Origin of the sequence: Sphingomonas sp. CFBP 13733, assembly GCF_014841795.1 — a bacterium.
GTDB lineage: Bacteria > Pseudomonadota > Alphaproteobacteria > Sphingomonadales > Sphingomonadaceae > Sphingomonas > Sphingomonas aerolata.
Genome location: NZ_JACYUP010000004.1, coordinates 209,673 through 224,739, shown reverse-complemented (window position 1 = coordinate 224,739; position 15,067 = coordinate 209,673). Strand labels below are relative to the sequence as shown.

Annotated in this window: 18 protein-coding genes; 7 read left to right on the top strand and 11 right to left on the bottom strand. The window is 66.2% G+C overall.

The window, feature by feature from the left end; genetic code table 11:
* Positions 1-5: 5 nt before the first annotated feature.
* Complete coding sequence (locus tag IFT71_RS13625; protein ID WP_192141528.1) at positions 6-467, top strand: MaoC/PaaZ C-terminal domain-containing protein; 462 nt, start codon at positions 6-8, stop codon at positions 465-467.
* Positions 468-471: 4 nt separating this feature from the next.
* On the opposite strand, the gene IFT71_RS13620 is transcribed toward IFT71_RS13625, so the two are convergent.
* The 4 genes from IFT71_RS13620 to petA all read right to left on the bottom strand — a co-directional run bounded on the left by IFT71_RS13620 (position 472) and on the right by petA (position 4,109).
* Positions 472-1,119: a hypothetical protein gene (locus tag IFT71_RS13620; RefSeq protein WP_192141526.1), complete on the bottom strand. Its 648-nt coding sequence runs from the start codon at positions 1,117-1,119 to the stop codon at positions 472-474.
* Positions 1,120-1,369: 250 nt separating this feature from the next.
* Positions 1,370-2,212 carry a cytochrome c1 gene (locus tag IFT71_RS13615; RefSeq protein ID WP_192141524.1) on the bottom strand — a complete coding sequence of 281 codons (843 nt, stop codon included), beginning with the start codon at positions 2,210-2,212 and terminating at the stop codon, positions 1,370-1,372.
* A gap of 21 nt (positions 2,213-2,233) precedes the next feature.
* Entirely contained in the window at positions 2,234-3,532 is a 1,299-nt protein-coding gene (locus IFT71_RS13610; protein WP_031393565.1) for a cytochrome b, read from the bottom strand.
* A gap of 10 nt (positions 3,533-3,542) precedes the next feature.
* A complete protein-coding gene (petA, locus tag IFT71_RS13605; RefSeq protein ID WP_042467607.1) occupies positions 3,543-4,109 on the bottom strand; it encodes a ubiquinol-cytochrome c reductase iron-sulfur subunit in 567 nt (188 codons plus the stop codon).
* Between the two features lie 195 nt (positions 4,110-4,304).
* Between petA and IFT71_RS13600 the strand changes: the two genes are divergently transcribed.
* The 3 genes from IFT71_RS13600 to IFT71_RS13590 all read left to right on the top strand — a co-directional run bounded on the left by IFT71_RS13600 (position 4,305) and on the right by IFT71_RS13590 (position 6,269).
* Complete coding sequence (locus IFT71_RS13600) at positions 4,305-4,754, top strand: tRNA (cytidine(34)-2'-O)-methyltransferase (RefSeq protein ID WP_192141522.1); 450 nt, start codon at positions 4,305-4,307, stop codon at positions 4,752-4,754.
* A 68-nt stretch (positions 4,755-4,822) separates the two neighbouring features.
* Positions 4,823-5,665 (top strand): oxygen-dependent coproporphyrinogen oxidase, encoded by an 843-nt coding sequence (hemF, locus tag IFT71_RS13595; protein WP_192141520.1) that lies wholly within the window; start codon positions 4,823-4,825, stop codon positions 5,663-5,665.
* A 10-nt stretch (positions 5,666-5,675) separates the two neighbouring features.
* On the top strand, positions 5,676-6,269 hold the full coding sequence (locus IFT71_RS13590; protein WP_192141518.1) for a GNAT family N-acetyltransferase: 594 nt from the start codon (positions 5,676-5,678) through the stop codon (positions 6,267-6,269).
* Between the two features lie 33 nt (positions 6,270-6,302).
* Here the strand turns inward: IFT71_RS13590 and IFT71_RS13585 are convergent, their stop codons facing one another.
* Both IFT71_RS13585 and IFT71_RS13580 read right to left on the bottom strand, forming a co-directional pair.
* Entirely contained in the window at positions 6,303-7,043 is a 741-nt protein-coding gene (locus IFT71_RS13585; RefSeq protein ID WP_037529614.1) for a hypothetical protein, read from the bottom strand.
* Entirely contained in the window at positions 7,040-7,861 is an 822-nt protein-coding gene (locus IFT71_RS13580) for a hypothetical protein (RefSeq protein WP_192141516.1), read from the bottom strand. The genes IFT71_RS13585 and IFT71_RS13580 overlap by 4 nt, the downstream gene beginning before the upstream one ends.
* Positions 7,862-8,090: 229 nt before the next feature.
* Here IFT71_RS13580 and lipB point away from each other — a divergent pair, with 229 nt between their 5' ends.
* The 3 genes from lipB (at position 8,091) to IFT71_RS13565 (ending at position 10,080) form a co-directional block, all read left to right on the top strand.
* Positions 8,091-8,753 (top strand): lipoyl(octanoyl) transferase LipB, encoded by a 663-nt coding sequence (gene lipB / locus IFT71_RS13575; protein WP_342212675.1) that lies wholly within the window; start codon positions 8,091-8,093, stop codon positions 8,751-8,753.
* Positions 8,754-8,844: 91 nt separating this feature from the next.
* The gene (locus IFT71_RS13570; RefSeq protein ID WP_031396007.1) at positions 8,845-9,093 is read left to right on the top strand and encodes a hypothetical protein; all 249 of its coding nucleotides are present in this window, start codon (positions 8,845-8,847) and stop codon (positions 9,091-9,093) included.
* Positions 9,094-9,372: 279 nt separating this feature from the next.
* Entirely contained in the window at positions 9,373-10,080 is a 708-nt protein-coding gene (locus tag IFT71_RS13565; RefSeq protein ID WP_192141514.1) for a hypothetical protein, read from the top strand.
* Between the two features lie 59 nt (positions 10,081-10,139).
* On the opposite strand, the gene queE is transcribed toward IFT71_RS13565, so the two are convergent.
* From queE to IFT71_RS13540, 5 genes are all read right to left on the bottom strand, one after another.
* The gene (queE, locus tag IFT71_RS13560; RefSeq protein ID WP_107930082.1) at positions 10,140-10,772 is read right to left on the bottom strand and encodes a 7-carboxy-7-deazaguanine synthase; all 633 of its coding nucleotides are present in this window, start codon (positions 10,770-10,772) and stop codon (positions 10,140-10,142) included.
* A gap of 1 nt (position 10,773) precedes the next feature.
* Positions 10,774-11,478: a 7-cyano-7-deazaguanine synthase QueC gene (gene queC / locus IFT71_RS13555; protein ID WP_056406059.1), complete on the bottom strand. Its 705-nt coding sequence runs from the start codon at positions 11,476-11,478 to the stop codon at positions 10,774-10,776.
* Between the two features lie 196 nt (positions 11,479-11,674).
* On the bottom strand, positions 11,675-12,580 hold the full coding sequence (hslO, locus tag IFT71_RS13550; RefSeq protein ID WP_192142037.1) for an Hsp33 family molecular chaperone HslO: 906 nt from the start codon (positions 12,578-12,580) through the stop codon (positions 11,675-11,677).
* Positions 12,581-12,744: 164 nt separating this feature from the next.
* A complete protein-coding gene (gene argF / locus IFT71_RS13545; protein WP_192141512.1) occupies positions 12,745-13,668 on the bottom strand; it encodes an ornithine carbamoyltransferase in 924 nt (307 codons plus the stop codon).
* A 168-nt stretch (positions 13,669-13,836) separates the two neighbouring features.
* Positions 13,837-15,027: an acetylornithine transaminase gene (locus tag IFT71_RS13540; protein ID WP_192141510.1), complete on the bottom strand. Its 1,191-nt coding sequence runs from the start codon at positions 15,025-15,027 to the stop codon at positions 13,837-13,839.
* Positions 15,028-15,067 lie beyond the last annotated feature (40 nt).

The following is a 15,067-nucleotide window of genomic DNA, read 5'->3' as shown; positions in this document are numbered from 1 at the left end:
CGGGCGTGCAGTATTTCGAAGATATCGCAGTCGGGGCGACCGCGGCGTTCGGCCACTATCCGGTGACGCGCAACGAGGTGATCGCCTTTGCCGAGAAATACGACCCGCAGCCCTTCCATCTGTCCGACGAGGCCGCGGCAAAGACGCATTTCGGTCGATTGTCGGCAAGCGGCTGGCATAGCTGCGCGATGACGATGGCGATGCTGGTTGAGCATATCGGTGAGCACCGTCAGGCGAGTCTCGGATCGCCCGGGATCGATGAACTCAAATGGCTGAAGCCCGTCTATCCGGGGGACACGCTGCGCTGCGTGACCGAGGTGCTCGACAAACGGGTTTCCGCCAGCCGCCCCGAAATGGGGATCGTGAAGAGCCGGATGCAGGTGTTCAATCAGGACGACGTGATGGTGATGACGTTCGTGTCGAACGCGCTGATGCAGACGCGCCCGACGGGCGCGCCTGCATCCTGATCCGTCACTTCGGGACGGGGACGTTCATATAGGTGCCGCCCCGGCCGCCGCCGCCGCCGCCACGACCGCGGAACCCACCGCCATTGCCGCGCTGCTGACGATATTCACGCCGGTCCTGACGTGCCTCGCCACGATAGCTCTGCCGCGCTTCACGTCGTTCGCCGCGATATTGCTCGCGCGTGATCTGGCCGTCGCGCAGCTGGTTGCGGTCTTCGCGCCGACCCTGACGGAAGTCGCGGTTCGCGCCACGCCGGTCCTGGCGGTAGTCGCGCGCGGCGGGGCTGTTGCCGCGGGCGAAATTGCCCCAGTTGCCGGCACCGCGGTAATTGCCGCGACGCCCCTGCCAATAGCGCTGCTGCGCACCGTTCCAGCGGTGCGGACGACGGTTGCGATCATAGACGTATCCGCCGGTACCCGGGTAATAATAGTCGCCATACCAGCCATAATAGGAGCCGAGCCCGACGCCCGCATAACCAGCGCCGTATCCGCCGCCATAGCCGTCATAATAGCCGTTGCCGTAGCCGCCGCCATAATAGGGATCGCTCGCATAGCCGATCCCGCCGCCGCCATAGCCATACCCATCGGTGCAACCGGCCACGCCGAGGCCGACACCAATGGCGAGACTGACCAGTCCTAGTCGCTTGAAAAACATCGAAAATCTCCCGTACCTGGAGAGCGGACCCAACGCGCCGCTATTGGTCGCACAACAATACCGACCTACCGCAGGTTCCATGAACGACGGCTGACGCGCGCCGGGACCGCAGGTGGGCCATGGGGGCGTGGCGCCGGGACCCAGGCACGGACACGGGCAGCCAGCGGGTCGCCAAACGCGAAACGGCGGACCGGGTTGCCCCGATCCGCCGTCGTTCACGCCCTGATGCCGCGATAGCCGCGGCGCGGGATCAATGCTTCACGTCACGCCAGACGTTCTGATAGGCGCCCCAGGCAAGGCCGCAGAAGACGAGGATGAAGAGGATCGACGCGACGCCGACGGCGTGCCGCGACTCCAGGTTGGGCTCTGCCGTCCAGGTCAGGAAGGCCGAGACGTCGGCCGACATCTGTTCCTTCGTCGCCTTGGTCCCGTCCGCATAGGCGACCTGGTCGTCCGCCGTGATCGGCGGCGGCATCGCGATGTTGAGGTTCGCGAAATACGGGTTGTAGTAGAGACCCTCGGGCGTCTTGATGTCCGGGAACTGCTTGAGCAACGCCGCAGGCTGCGTGGTGTAGCCGGTCAGCAGCGAATGGACATAAGCGGTGCCCTCCTCGCGTGCCTTGGTGATCAGCGAAAGATCGGGTGGCAGTGCGTTGTTGTTGGCGGCACGGGCAGCGACCTCGTTGGCGAACGGCGACGGGAAGCGATCCGACGGGATGTTCTTGCGGGTCGCGGCCTCGCCCGTTTCGGGGTTGATCGTCGGCTGTTCGATCACCCACTGGTTGGCAATCGCCTTAACCTCGGGCTCCGAATAGCCGATCTTCTGGAGATCGCGGAACGACACCAGCCGCAGCGAGTGGCAGGCCGAGCATACTTCCTTGTAGACTTGGAACCCGCGCTGGAGCTGACGGCGGTCGAACTTGCCGAAGACGCCGTTCGAGGCGAGCTCGAGCTCCTTGGGATGCTTGTGCGCGACGCTCTCGGCGGACGGCGCGACGGGGTCGGTGATGACGCCCGACACGCTGCCGAAGAGCGCGATGCCGAGCACCAGCACAAAGGCGGCGCCGACCAGGGATGCGATGAGACGAACCATATATGTATCCTCTAGTCCGTATCAGTGCGCGGGCTTGGGGGAGAGCGCGGTGTGCGCCGGGCTCGTCCCGCCACGCTTGGCCAGCACCGCCTCGGTGATCGAATTGGGCAGCGGCCGGGGCCGTTCGGACCGCGAGATCAGCGGCAGGATGATCAGGAAATGCGCGAAATAATAGGCAGCGCAGATCTGGCTGAGGATCACATAGGTCGCCGTCGCCGGTGCACCGCCGCAATAGCCCAGGATCAGGATGTCGGCGACCAGCACCCAGAACGCGATCCGCGCCTTGGGACGGTAGTTCATCGAGCGCACCGGCGAATTATCGAGCCACGGCAGGAAAAACAGCAGCAGGATCGAGCCGAACATCGCCAGCACGCCCCAGAGCTTGGCGGGCAGGATGAAGTCCGCGGTGAAGGCGCGCAGGATCGCGTAGAACGGCCAGAAATACCATTCGGGGACGATGTGCGCGGGCGTCGAGAGCGGGTTCGCCGGGATGTAATTGTCCGGATGGCCGAGATAGTTCGGGAAGAAGAACAGCAGGCCGGCGAACACCAGCAGGAAGATGCCGAGCCCGAAGCCGTCCTTCGCGGTGTAATAGGGGTGGAACGGCACGGTATCCTGCTTGCCCTTCACGTCGACGCCGGTCGGGTTGTTCGACCCCGGGATGTGCAGCGCCCAGATGTGCAGGATGATGACGCCCGCAATCACGAACGGCAGCAGATAATGCAGCGAGAAGAAGCGGTTGAGCGCGGCGTTGTCCGGCGCGAATCCGCCGAGCAGCCAGATGCGGATGGTGTCGCCGACCAGCGGGATCGCCGAGAAGAAGCCGGTGATGACCTGCGCGCCCCAGAAGCTCATCTGCCCCCAGGGGAGGACATAGCCCATGAACGCGGTCGCCATCATCAGCAGGAAGATCGTCACGCCGAGCAGCCAGACCATCTCGCGCGGCGCCTTGTACGAGCCGTAATAGAGCCCGCGGAAGATGTGCGTGTAGACGACGATGAAGAACATCGACGCGCCGTTGGCGTGCGCATAGCGCAGGAACCAGCCCGCATTGACGTCGCGCATGATGTGTTCGACCGAGTCGAACGCGACCGCGCCGTTCGCGGCGTAATGCATCGCCAGCGTGATGCCGGTGATGATCTGGATCGCCAGCGCGGCACCGGCAAGGACGCCGAAATTCCAGAAATAATTGAGGTTGCGCGGGACCGGGTAACCGGCGCCGACCGCGTTGTAGACGAGCCGGGGAACGGGAAGCCGTTCATCCAGCCACCGCGTCAGCGGCAGCTTCGGTTCGTATTGCTTGGCCCAGGGAAAGCTCATGGTTGTTTCCTCAGCCTACCGTTACGACGGTGTCGGAGTTGAAGGCATAGTCCGGCACCTGAAGGTTGGTCGGTGCGGGGCCCTTGCGGATGCGCGCGGCGGTATCGTAGGCCGAGCCGTGGCACGGGCAGAAATAGCCGCCAAACGGGCCCTTGTTCTCACCCTCGCCAGCGCCGAGCGGGACGCAACCGAGATGCGTGCAGACGCCCAGCGTGATCAGCCAGTTCTTCTTGCCCGCCTTGGTCCGCTCCGCGAGCGTCTGCGGGTCGCGCAGCGTCGATACGTCGACGGCGTCGGCCTCGCTGATTTCCTTCGGCGTCAGGTTGCGCACGAACAGCGGCTGCTTGCGGAAGCTCGTCTTGATCGCCTGGCCCGGCAGGATCTTCGACAGGTCGATCTCGGTGGTCGACTGCGCCAGCACGTCGGCCGACGGGTTCATCTGGTTGATCAGCGGCAGGACGATCGCGACGGCGCCGACCCCGGCGAAGGATACGGCGGCGATATTGATGAAATCGCGGCGGCGCGGGTCGTGCGCCTCTTCGTGAAACGGTTCAGGCGACTCGCCGGGTGGAACCATGTCGTCGACTATCGCCATTCATCTCGCCCTTGCAGTTTATCTTTATTCTCGTGGCCCGATGCGCATGCCGGTTCGCCGCACCGCACGCCCATCCTGCCCGACCGTCCCCACGGAGGCCCATAGGTGATAGACGGCGCGAGCCCGCTTTGCCAACAGCATTTTGACTGCGGCGCGTTCCGGATTAGAGGCAGCGGTATGCGTATCGCCCTCTACCAACCTGATATCGCCGGCAATGTCGGCGCCATTTTGCGGACCGCCGCCTGTCTCGGGCTGGCGGTCGATCTGATCGAGCCGATGGGGTTCACCTGGAACGAAAAGGCGGTCGCGCGCTCCGGGATGGACTATGTCGGCGCGGTCGAGATCGTCCGGCATGTCGACTGGGCGGCGTTTTGCGACCAGGTCCGCGGGCGCATCGTCCTGCTGACGACGAAGGGCGCGGTCCGGCTCGACGCGGCGACGTTCCAGTCCAACGACGTGCTGCTGATGGGCAGCGAGGGCGCGGGCGTGCCCGACGACGTCCATGCCCGCGCCGACCTGCGCGTGCTGATCCCGATGCGTCCCGGCCTGCGGTCGATGAACATCTCGGTCGCGACCGCGATCGTCGCGGCAGAGGCGTTGCGGCAGACGGACGGCTGGCCCGCCTGAACGACCGGGGGGAGTGTCGGGCGAACGCGCCCCTTCCCCGCCCCGACCAGGATTTGTAGGACGGTGCCATGACCGAGCTCGACCCCCAGCAAGCCGCCGCCCGCATTTGGTTCGAATCGCTGCGCGACCGGATCTGCGCGGAGTTCGAGACGATCGAGCGCGAGGCCGGGTCGGATGCCGTGTTCGACTATACCCCCTGGGACCGGATCGATCCGTCGGGTGAACCCGGCGGTGGCGGCGTGCGCGGCGTCATGAAGGGCAAGGTGTTCGAAAAGGTCGGCGTCAACGTCTCGACTGTCGGCGGCATTTTCGAGGGCGAGTTCGCCAAGTCGATCCACGGTGCGGGCGAGGATCCGCGGTTCTTCGCGACCGGGATCAGCCTGGTCGCGCACATGGCCAACCCGCACGTCCCAGCGGTGCACATGAACTGCCGCTTCCTCAACACGACCAAGCGCTGGTTCGGCGGTGGCGGCGATCTCAACCCGCCGCTGCCGATCGTCGAGGACACCGCCGATTTCCATGCGACGATGAAGGCCGCCTGCGACGCGCACGACCCGGCCTATTACCCGCGCTTCCGGGACTGGGCGGAAACCTATTTCCAGATTCCCCACCGCAAGGTGAACCGCGGCGTCGGCGGGATCTTCTTCGATCATCTCGACGGCGATTTCGACGCCAATTTCGCGTTCACGCGCGACGTCGGCGAGGCGTTTCTCGACGCCTATCCGCGGATCGTCCGGCGGCGGATGGACACGCCGTTCACACCGCAGGACGAGGCCGCGATGCTCGAATGGCGCGGTCGTTATGCCGAGTTTAACCTCGTCTATGACCGCGGCACGCTGTTCGGGCTGAAGACCGGGGGCAATATCGAGGCGATCCTGATGAGCCTGCCGCCCCGCGCGACCTGGTCGTGAGCGGGGCCCGGTGGCGCTGATCCCCGTCGCCAACGACGTGCTCGCCACGATCGTGACCACGCTCGAAATGCCGCGCAAGCCGCCGCTCAGGCCGATGCCGACGTCGCGGCTGCGGTTGGTGCGCTGGGAGCGGCCGACGCTGGAGTCTTATCGCGCGCTGTTCGCCCGGGTCGGATCGCGCTGGCTGTGGTTCTCAAGGCTGGCGATGGACGATGCCGCGCTCGCCGCGATCCTTGGCGATCCGGGCATTGCCGTGCACGCGGTGATCGACCCGGCGGGGATCGAGGTGGGGATGCTCGAACTTGACCTGCGCCGGGCGGGCGCTTGCGAGATCTCCTATTTCGGGCTGATCCCCGAACTCGCCGGTCAGGGACATGGTCGGTGGCTGATGGCGGAGACGCTTGCCCGGGCCTGGACCAGGGGTGTCGAGCGGGTCTGGCTGCACACCTGTACGCTCGACCATCCAAACGCGCTCGGCTTCTACCGCGCTCAGGGCTTCGTCGCGACGCGGCGGACGATCGAGACCTTTCCCGATCCGCGCGCGACCGGGATGCTGCCCGCCGACGTCGCGCCGCAGATCCCGTTTCTGGGCGAACGCCGCTAGACCCGCGGGCGGATCACGCCGGTCCGCGACCGCCTAGCGCGCCAGCCGCCGATAGACCGACACCGCGATCAGCGCCATCGCGACCCCCGAGGCGGTGGCAGCCGCCGCCGCGCCGGCATCGACGAGCGCGATCGCCACCGGATTGCCCTGTCCACCGTCGCGCATCGCGCCATCGAGCGCCATGAACGGCATGCCGAGCAGCCAACCGCTCATATAGCCGAACGCGGCGAGCGACATGAGCGGCAGACCGGCGCCGCGCGTCAGCGACAGGCTGCGCCGGATCGCGGCGAACGCGCCGATCGGTCCTTCGGCGACGAGCACCGGCCCGGTCATCATCGTCCGGCCGAGAATGTAGAGGCCGGGGATCGCATAGAGCAGCAGCCCCGCCCCCGCCGGCAGCGACACCAGGATCATCGCGAGCAGATAGCGCGGCAGGAGCGTGGCAGAACGCCTGAGCGCCGTGCCGATATCGACCCGGTCACGATCGAGATACAGCGTATAGACCGCCGCCATGCCGAAAAAGCTGAGCGCATAGGCCAGGCAGTACCAGCCGCCATTCGCCCCCGCCCAATCGGTCACCGCCTGCGCCCAGACCAGCGCCTGCGCCTCGTCGCCGCGCGTCGCCGCATCGGGCAGCGGCGGGTCGGGCACGACGAGCGCGAGCGCGAAGGCAGGCAGGAACAGGAAGGGCCCGGCGATCCGGAGAAGCAGATCGCGGTCGCGCTTGAACAGGGCCCAGGCGTCTTTCAACACGCCCGTAAAGTCGATTTTCATTCGGTGATCGGTTTCTCTCGGGTGGCAACATAGAGCTGTGCCGTGAAGACATAGGCGAGCGCCATCAGCGCCGCACTGGCAAGCGCGCCGGCGATTCCGGCGAGGAACATCGCGGTCGGGATCTGGTCCCCGCCGAGGATCAGGCGAAAGACGAGCCCGACAACGGCCTGCGCCGCGAAGGTGGCGATCGCGAACACGATCGCGAACAGCAGAAGCACGCCGATCAGCTTCCAGGTGAGCCCGCGGGTCAGCGCGATCGAGCGGCGGATCGCGCCGAGCCCGAGCCGCTCGTTGAGCACGACCGCGGTCAGCAGCATCAGCCGCGCACTGGCCCAGATGGCGAGCAGGATCAGCGCAAGGCTGTAGAGCACGACGAACATCGCCGTCGCACGCGGCAGCTGCGGCATTCGCGCGGGCGCGCTGGCGGCAGCGGACGCGGCGGCAAAGTCGAAATGCGACGCGATCAGCGCGATGAACACCGGCGCCATCAGGACCAGCGCGATCAGTCCGACGACGAGCGACACGCCGAGCGCGGGCAGCAGCCGCGCCCAGGCCTGACGATAGGCGTCGGTGCGGCCGGTCGAGGGTTGCGTCGCCAGCGCGAGGATCGCGAGCGACCCCAGGATCGCGAGCAACGCGGACGCCACGGCGACGATGCCGGCGACGACCTGCACCGCCGGCTGCGGCGGGACGAGCAGGACGAGCGCATTGTTGACGACCGGCGGGAGGACCAGGGTCGGCAACGCCACCGCCGCGATCTGGCCGCTACGCCCCGACAGGACCTCGGTGGTACGATCCCAGACCGTGCCGATTTTCACGCCTCTTCCCATCCGCCTGTTCCCCGTTCGCCGCCTGGCACGCATGCCCGATACCGCCGCGACGTAGCCCAAGCCCCAGGCCTTGACCACTCCCGCGACGGTTGGACCAGCCGGCGTGGCAGGCCCCCGCCCGCTTGCATCACCGGCGGCAAGTGCGCAGATGGGTCGCGTGACCGCTTCCCCCTTCCCGACCTCCGGCCGCCACGCGCCCGCGAATCCACCGTCGCGCATCGACGGGCTCGAATGGCGGACCGATACCGGCCTGACCCCCTATGCCGCCGCGCTCGCCGAAATGGAGGCGCGCGCCGCCGCGGTGACCGCAGGCGATGCGCGCGAGTTGATCTGGCTGCTCGAGCACCCGCCGGTCTATACCGCGGGGACCAGCGCGGATCCGGTCGACCTGGTCGATCCGCGCTTTCCCGTTTTCGATACCGGACGGGGCGGCAAATACACCTATCACGGGCCGGGGCAGCGGATCGGCTATCTGGTGCTCGACCTCGGGCGACGCGGGCGCGACGTCCGGCGCTTCGTCCATGCGGTCGAGGACTGGGTGATCGCGGCGCTCGGCGAGGTTGGCGTCGCGGCGTTTTCGGTGGAGGGCCGTGTCGGCATCTGGACGCGCGATCCCAATCTCGGCGGCCGCGAGGCGAAGATCGGTGCGATCGGCGTGCGCGTGAAGCGCTGGGTGACGCTGCACGGTTTTGCGGTCAATATTGATCCTGACCTGACGCATTTCGGCGGAATCGTGCCGTGCGGCCTTGCGGAATACCCCGTTACCAGCCTGAAATCGCTGGGCACGAAGGTCGACATGGCAACTTTTGACGCTGCCCTGACGTTGACGAGCGGCGTGTTCCTTGAAACACTTTCTTTGGCTCAAGAAAACGAGGCTTGAGGGCCAGGCCTTTACAGATTAATGTCCACTACGATTTGGGTATATACCTGGCCTCCAGGCCTACCAAATCCTCTATCTAGGGAGCTTCCAAATGCGTTCACTCATCTCCAAGGTTCTGACCGGTTCGCTGATCGCCAGCGCAGCGCTTGCCGTTTCGGCATGCGGTCCGAAGACCGAGACCACGACCGACAACACGATGGTCACCGACATGAATGCCACCGAAGGCATGGACACGATGACCGACAACATGACCGCCGTTGACGGTGCGATGAACGACGGCATGATGGCGAACGACACGATGATGTCGAACGACACCATGATGACCAACAACATGATGTAATTTTCCGGTTTCGGAAGATTATGTGATGCGGGGGGCCGTCCGGGAAACCGGGCGGCCCCTTGTCGTTGGGGCCAAGGCGACCGCTGGGCGGCGGGATGCGCGATGCCATCCCGAGCCTGGTCGATCGGCCGCGATGCGCGATCTCGTTTCGGCTGCGACGGAAATCTGCGGCCCGGATCGTACTCGAAGCCACGATCGGCTGCAGGGCCACTCAAAACAGTTGGGAGTTGGCAAGAAACGCTTTAGAAATCTCGGCATGGAATGCCCGGGGAGTTGGGAATGAAGATGGTGCGTACTGCGCTGGCGCTCTGCGCGGCGAGCGGCTCGATGGCGTTGGCTCAGCCCGCCTCGGCCCAGTTTTTTCTGCAATCACGCGATTTCTCCGCGCCGGCGGTGACCGGGGACGAGGCCGATCTCGGCCAGCCGATGCCCGACGCCACCAGCGCGGAGAAGCGCGCGGCGATGGTCTGGCACATGCGCGCGGCGCTGAACGTCGCGGCGCTCCAGTGCCAGTTCGAACCGACGCTGCTGACGGTGTCGAACTATAATGCGATCCTCGCCGATCACGGCACCGAACTGCAGGGCGCCTTCGACACGCTCGGCAAATACTTCCTCCGCGTCAACAAGGCCAAGGGCGTCAAGGCCGGCCAGGCCGCGCTCGACCAGTTCGGGACGCGCACCTATTCGAACTTCGCGACCGTCGCGGCGCAATATGGCTTTTGCCAGACGACCGCATCGATCGGCCGTGACGCGCTGTTCACGCCGCGCGGGCAGTTCGGCGATCTGACGCTGCAGCGCACGCGCGAGTTGCGCAACAGCCTGATCCCCTGGGGCGAACAGCGTTTCCCGCGCTATATCGGCCGCGACCGGGTGAAGATGCCGCGGCTCGACCCGATCTGCTGGAACAAGAAGGCGGAATGGGTTGCCAAGAAGTGCGGCGCGCTCGACTGGCCCCCCGCGGCGGGCGTTGGCATCGCCAACCGCTGAACGTTTACCCCCCGGCCCTTGAGCCGGGGGCTTTCCCTGCCGGAGCGGGAAGGCGCGGCCTAGCGCAGCCCCAGCATCTTGTGCGTCTGGAGCGACAGACGCCATTGCGGACGCTCCATCACCAGCGCGACACAGGCATCGCGATTGGCATCCGCCTGCGGGTCGTCGAGCGGCTGGAGCAGCAGGTTCGCGAAGTCCCATGTCTCGATATCGGCGATGTCGGTACCGGGCTGCGGCCAGACCAGCTTCAGCTCGTCGCCATGACGCTGGACGACGACGCTGCCCGCCTTGGGGCTGATACATACCCAGTCGATGCCGGGATGGACCGGCAGGGTGCCGTTGCTCTCGATCGCGATCCGGAAGCCTGCCGCGTGAAGCGCATCGACGATCGCATCGTCGATCTGGAGCATCGGTTCGCCCCCGGTGAGCACGACAAACCGGTCCTGCGTCCCGGCACCCCAGAACCCCGCAACCGCGTCCGCCAGCGCGCGCGCATCGGCGAACTTGCCGCCGCCCAGCCCGTCGGTGCCGACGAAATCGGTATCGCAGAACCGGCAGACCGCGGTCGCGCGATCCTGTTCGCGTCCCGACCACAGATTGCACCCGGCAAAGCGCACGAACACCGCCCGGCGGCCGGCATTCACGCCCTCGCCCTGCAGCGTCAGGAACATTTCCTTGACCGCGTAACTCATGTCAGACCGGCTTGACCGCGTAGACGGTGGGATCCGCGATCCCCGCCTCGTCAAAGCCGCGCGACCGGAGCCGGCAGCTGTCACACTCGCCGCAATGCTTGCCGTCTGGCGTCGGATCGTAGCACGACCAGCTGAGCCCGAGGTCGAGCCCGAGCCGCGTGCCCTCACGGACAATATCCGCCTTGGTCATGTGCTGAAGCGGCGCCTGGATGCGGAACGGATCGCCCTCGACCCCCGCCTTGGTCGCGAGCTCGGCCAGCCCCTCGAATGCGGCGATGAATTCGGGACGGCAATCCGGATAGCCCGAATAATCGAGCGCGTTGACGCCGATATAGATATCGCGAGCGCCCGCCGCCTCGGCCCAGCCAAGCGCAAGGCTGAGGAAGATCGTGTTGCGGGCGGGAACATAGGTGACGGGGATACCACCCGCATCATCGGTGCCGACGCCGTCCTTGGGCACGTCGATATCCGCGGTGAGCGCCGAGCCGCCGAACGCGGACAGGTCCATCGGCAGGACGATGTGGCGTTCGGCGCCGAGCGCGGTGGCGACGCGGCGCGCGGCGTCGAGCTCGACGCGGTGGCGCTGGTTATAATCGAACGACAGCGCGAGCAGGCGCCGGCCGGATTCCCGCAGCATGGCGGCGGAAACCATCGAGTCGAGGCCGCCCGAGACGAGGGCGACCGCTAAGGGAGCTGATGATGTCATGATGCGCGACGCGCTAGGCCAGACCGCGGCAAAAAGAAAGGGCCGCCCGAAGGCGGCCCTGAAAGGTTGGCGCTAATAGCAGCCTCAAGGGAGAAACGTGCTGAAATCTCTAAAGCACGAGGGAGGTATAGCCCGGCGCGGTAAACAGCGCATTAACGCCGCGCAATTTCCCGCCGTCGCGTGCCCGAGAAACGCGTCATTCCTCGACCGGAACTGGGAATTTCTTTGCACAGAATGCGCAGTCGACCTGGATGAAGCCACTCTCGTCCGCCATGTCGCGGCGTTCGTCGATCGGGAATTTCGCAATCACGCCCCGGATATAGTCGGGATCGCACCGGCAGCCGCGTGTGATGGGAATATCGGCGAGGATGCGGACGTCGCTGTCCTCGTTGAACAGCCGCCACACCAAAGTCTCGAGCGGCAGCGTCGCATCGGTCAGCTCGTCCGCGCCCATCGTGTTGCCGAGCGTCGCGACATGCTCCCATTCGGGATGGTCGAGCTTGGTGTGAAGCCGCTCGCGGCCGTCCTCGCCCTCAGGCAGATGCTGGAGGAACAGACCGCCCGCGACGCAGCGCCCGTCGGGGCCCTTCGCCATGCCGGTGCGGACCATTGTCGGGATCTGCTCGGACTGGGTGAAATAGCTCTGCGCGGCCTCAGACAGCGTATCGCCGTCGAGCGGGACGATGCCCTGATACCGCTCGTTGCTGCTCGCCATGTCGAAGGTGATCGCGATATAGCCCTGGCCGAACAAGGCGAACAGGGTCGGCTCGGCGGGCGCCTGGGCAAGCTTGTCCGCGTCATATTCGATATAGCCGCGCACCTCACCGCCGCGATAATCGCAGACCAGCAGCTGGACGACGCCATTGTCGGTCCGGGTCTGCATCGTCAGCTGGCCGCTCGCGTCCTTCAGCGTCGAGCCGATCAGCGCGGCGAGCGTCAGCGCCTCGGCGAGCAGTTTCTCGATCGCGGGCGGATAGGCATGCGCGGCGAGCACCTCGTCGAGCGCGGTGCCGAGCCGGACGATCCTGCCGCGAGCGCTGCGCGCGGGGATAGCAAACGCCAGCGCGCGGTCGAGATCGGTCATGTTGGGGTCGTTCACCATCGTTCCTTCGGCATCCCCCGTCGCGGCGTCATCCCCGCGCGGGCGGGGATGCAGAGCGACATACGCTGGTGGTCTCACCACCAGCTCGGAGTTTATGGATTCCCGCCTCCGCGGGAATGACGGAAATGGGGGCTGACGTGCGCCCGATCAACCAACCGGGCGCTTCAGCCGATCTGCCCGAAGGACCAGCGCAGCACCGATTTCTGCGCGTGGAGGCGGTTCTCGGCCTCCTGCCAGATCAGCGACTGCGGACCGTCGATCACCTCGGGCGTGACCTCCTCGCCGCGATGCGCGGGGAGGCAGTGGAGGAACTTCGCATCGGGCCGCGCGAGCGCCATCAGTGCGGCGTCGACCTGATAGGGGGCAAGGGCCTTCAGCTTGCTCTCGGCATTGGCCTGCCCCATCGAGATCCAGGTGTCGGTGACGATGATGTCCGCACCTTCGACCGCCTCGCGCGGGTCAGCAACGACGCGCGCGCGCCCCGAGGCGCGGACGATCGCCTCCTCCTCGGGCTGGAACCCCTGCGGGCAGGCGGCGACGACGTCGAACTGCATCAGCCCGGCGGCCTCGACGATCGAGGCGAGCACGTTGTTGCCATCGCCCAGCCACGCGACCTTTAGCCCGGGCAGCGCCTTGCCGCTTTCGATGATCGTCAGCAGGTCGGCCATGATCTGGCACGGATGCGACGCGTCGGTCAGCCCGTTGATGACGGGGACGCTGGCATGATGCGCCATCTCCTCGACCTTGGCATGATCGTCGGTGCGGATCATGATCGCGTCGACATAGCCCGACAGCACGCGCGCGGTGTCGGCGATCGATTCGCCGCGCCCGAGCTGCATGCTGCCGGCATCGGCGACGATCGACGTCCCACCGAGCTGGCGGATCGCCATGTCGAAGCTGAACCGTGTACGCGTCGAGTTTTTTTCGAACACCATCGCCAGCGTGTGGCCGGCAAGCGGGGCGTCAGCATCCGTGCGGCCCTTGGGGAAGCCGGCGCGTGCGGCCTTGCGATCGAGCGCGTCGGCAAGCATCGCGGCGACGCCGTCGGGGCCGGCGTCGGTGAGATTCAGGAAATGGCGGTTGTTCATGGTAACGACCCCGTAAGAAGTTCCGTTCGTCCTGAGTAGGGGCTGAGCGAAGCCGAAGACCCATATCGAAGGACAGTGCCCCAAGCGGGCCAGTCCTTCGATACGCCACTTCGACTTCGCTCAGTGGCTACTCAGGACGAACGGGGTTTAGTGACCGCGCAAAGGCGCTCAATCGTCGGCGGCGGGCACATAAACGCGCGCGGCGGTCGACAGCTTGTCGATGCATTCGGCGATATGGCTCTCGTCGATCACCAGCGGCGGCAGGATGCGGATGACGTTCTCGCCCGCTGCGACCAGCAGCAGGTTGTGATGATCGCGTGCGAACGCGACGAACGCACGGCTGTCGCTTTTCAGCTTCAGCCCGAGCATCAGCCCGGTGCCGCGCACGCTGTCGAACAGGTGATCGTGATTGGGGATCATCTGTTCGAGGCCCTGGCGCAGCCGGTCGCCCATCGTGGCGACATGTTCGAGGAAGCCGTCCTCAAGGATCACGTCGAGCACCGCTTCGCCCGCGGCCATCGCCAGCGGGTTGCCGCCATAGGTCGAGCCGTGCGTCCCCGCGACCATGCCCTTGGCCGCCTCCTCGGTCGCGAGGCACGCGCCGAGCGGGAAGCCGCCGCCGATCCCCTTGGCGACCGACATGATATCGGGGGTGATGCCGTAGAGTTCATGCGCGAACAGCTTGCCGGTCCGGCCATAGCCGCACTGGACCTCGTCGAGGACGAGCAGCAGCCCGTGCTCGTCGCAGGCCTTGCGCAGGCCCTGGAGGAATTCGGGGCTCGCCTGGCGGATACCGCCCTCGCCCTGGATCGGCTCGACCAGGAACCCTGCGGTGGTGTCGTCGATCAGCGCGAGCGCACCCTGGAGATCGTTGAACTTGGCATAAGCGAATCCGGGCAACAGCGGTTCGAACCCGTCGCGCATCTTGGCCTGGTTGGTCGCCGAGATCGTGCCGAGCGTGCGGCCGTGGAACGCGGTGTCGAACGTGATCAGCGTATGACGCTCGGGATTGCCGTTCGCGAAATGATAGCGGCGCGCGGTCTTGATCGCGCACTCGACCGCTTCCGCACCCGAATTGGTGAAGAACACGGTGTCGGCAAACGTATTGTCGATGAGCCGCTGCGCGAGATGTTCGCCCTGCGGTGACCCGTACAGGTTCGACACGTGCATCAACGTCGCGGCCTGGTCGGCGATCGCCTTGGTCAGATGCGGGTGGCCATGGCCAAGCGCATTGACCGCGATACCGCTGGCGAAGTCGAGATATTGCTGGCCGTCCTCACCGAACAGATAGGCGCCCTCGCCTCGGACCGGACGCACGCCACACCGCGGGTAGACGGGCATGAGCGGGGTGATGGTCACAGGCGCTTCCTTTTCGAAACGAGAAGGGCGGCCCGTGATG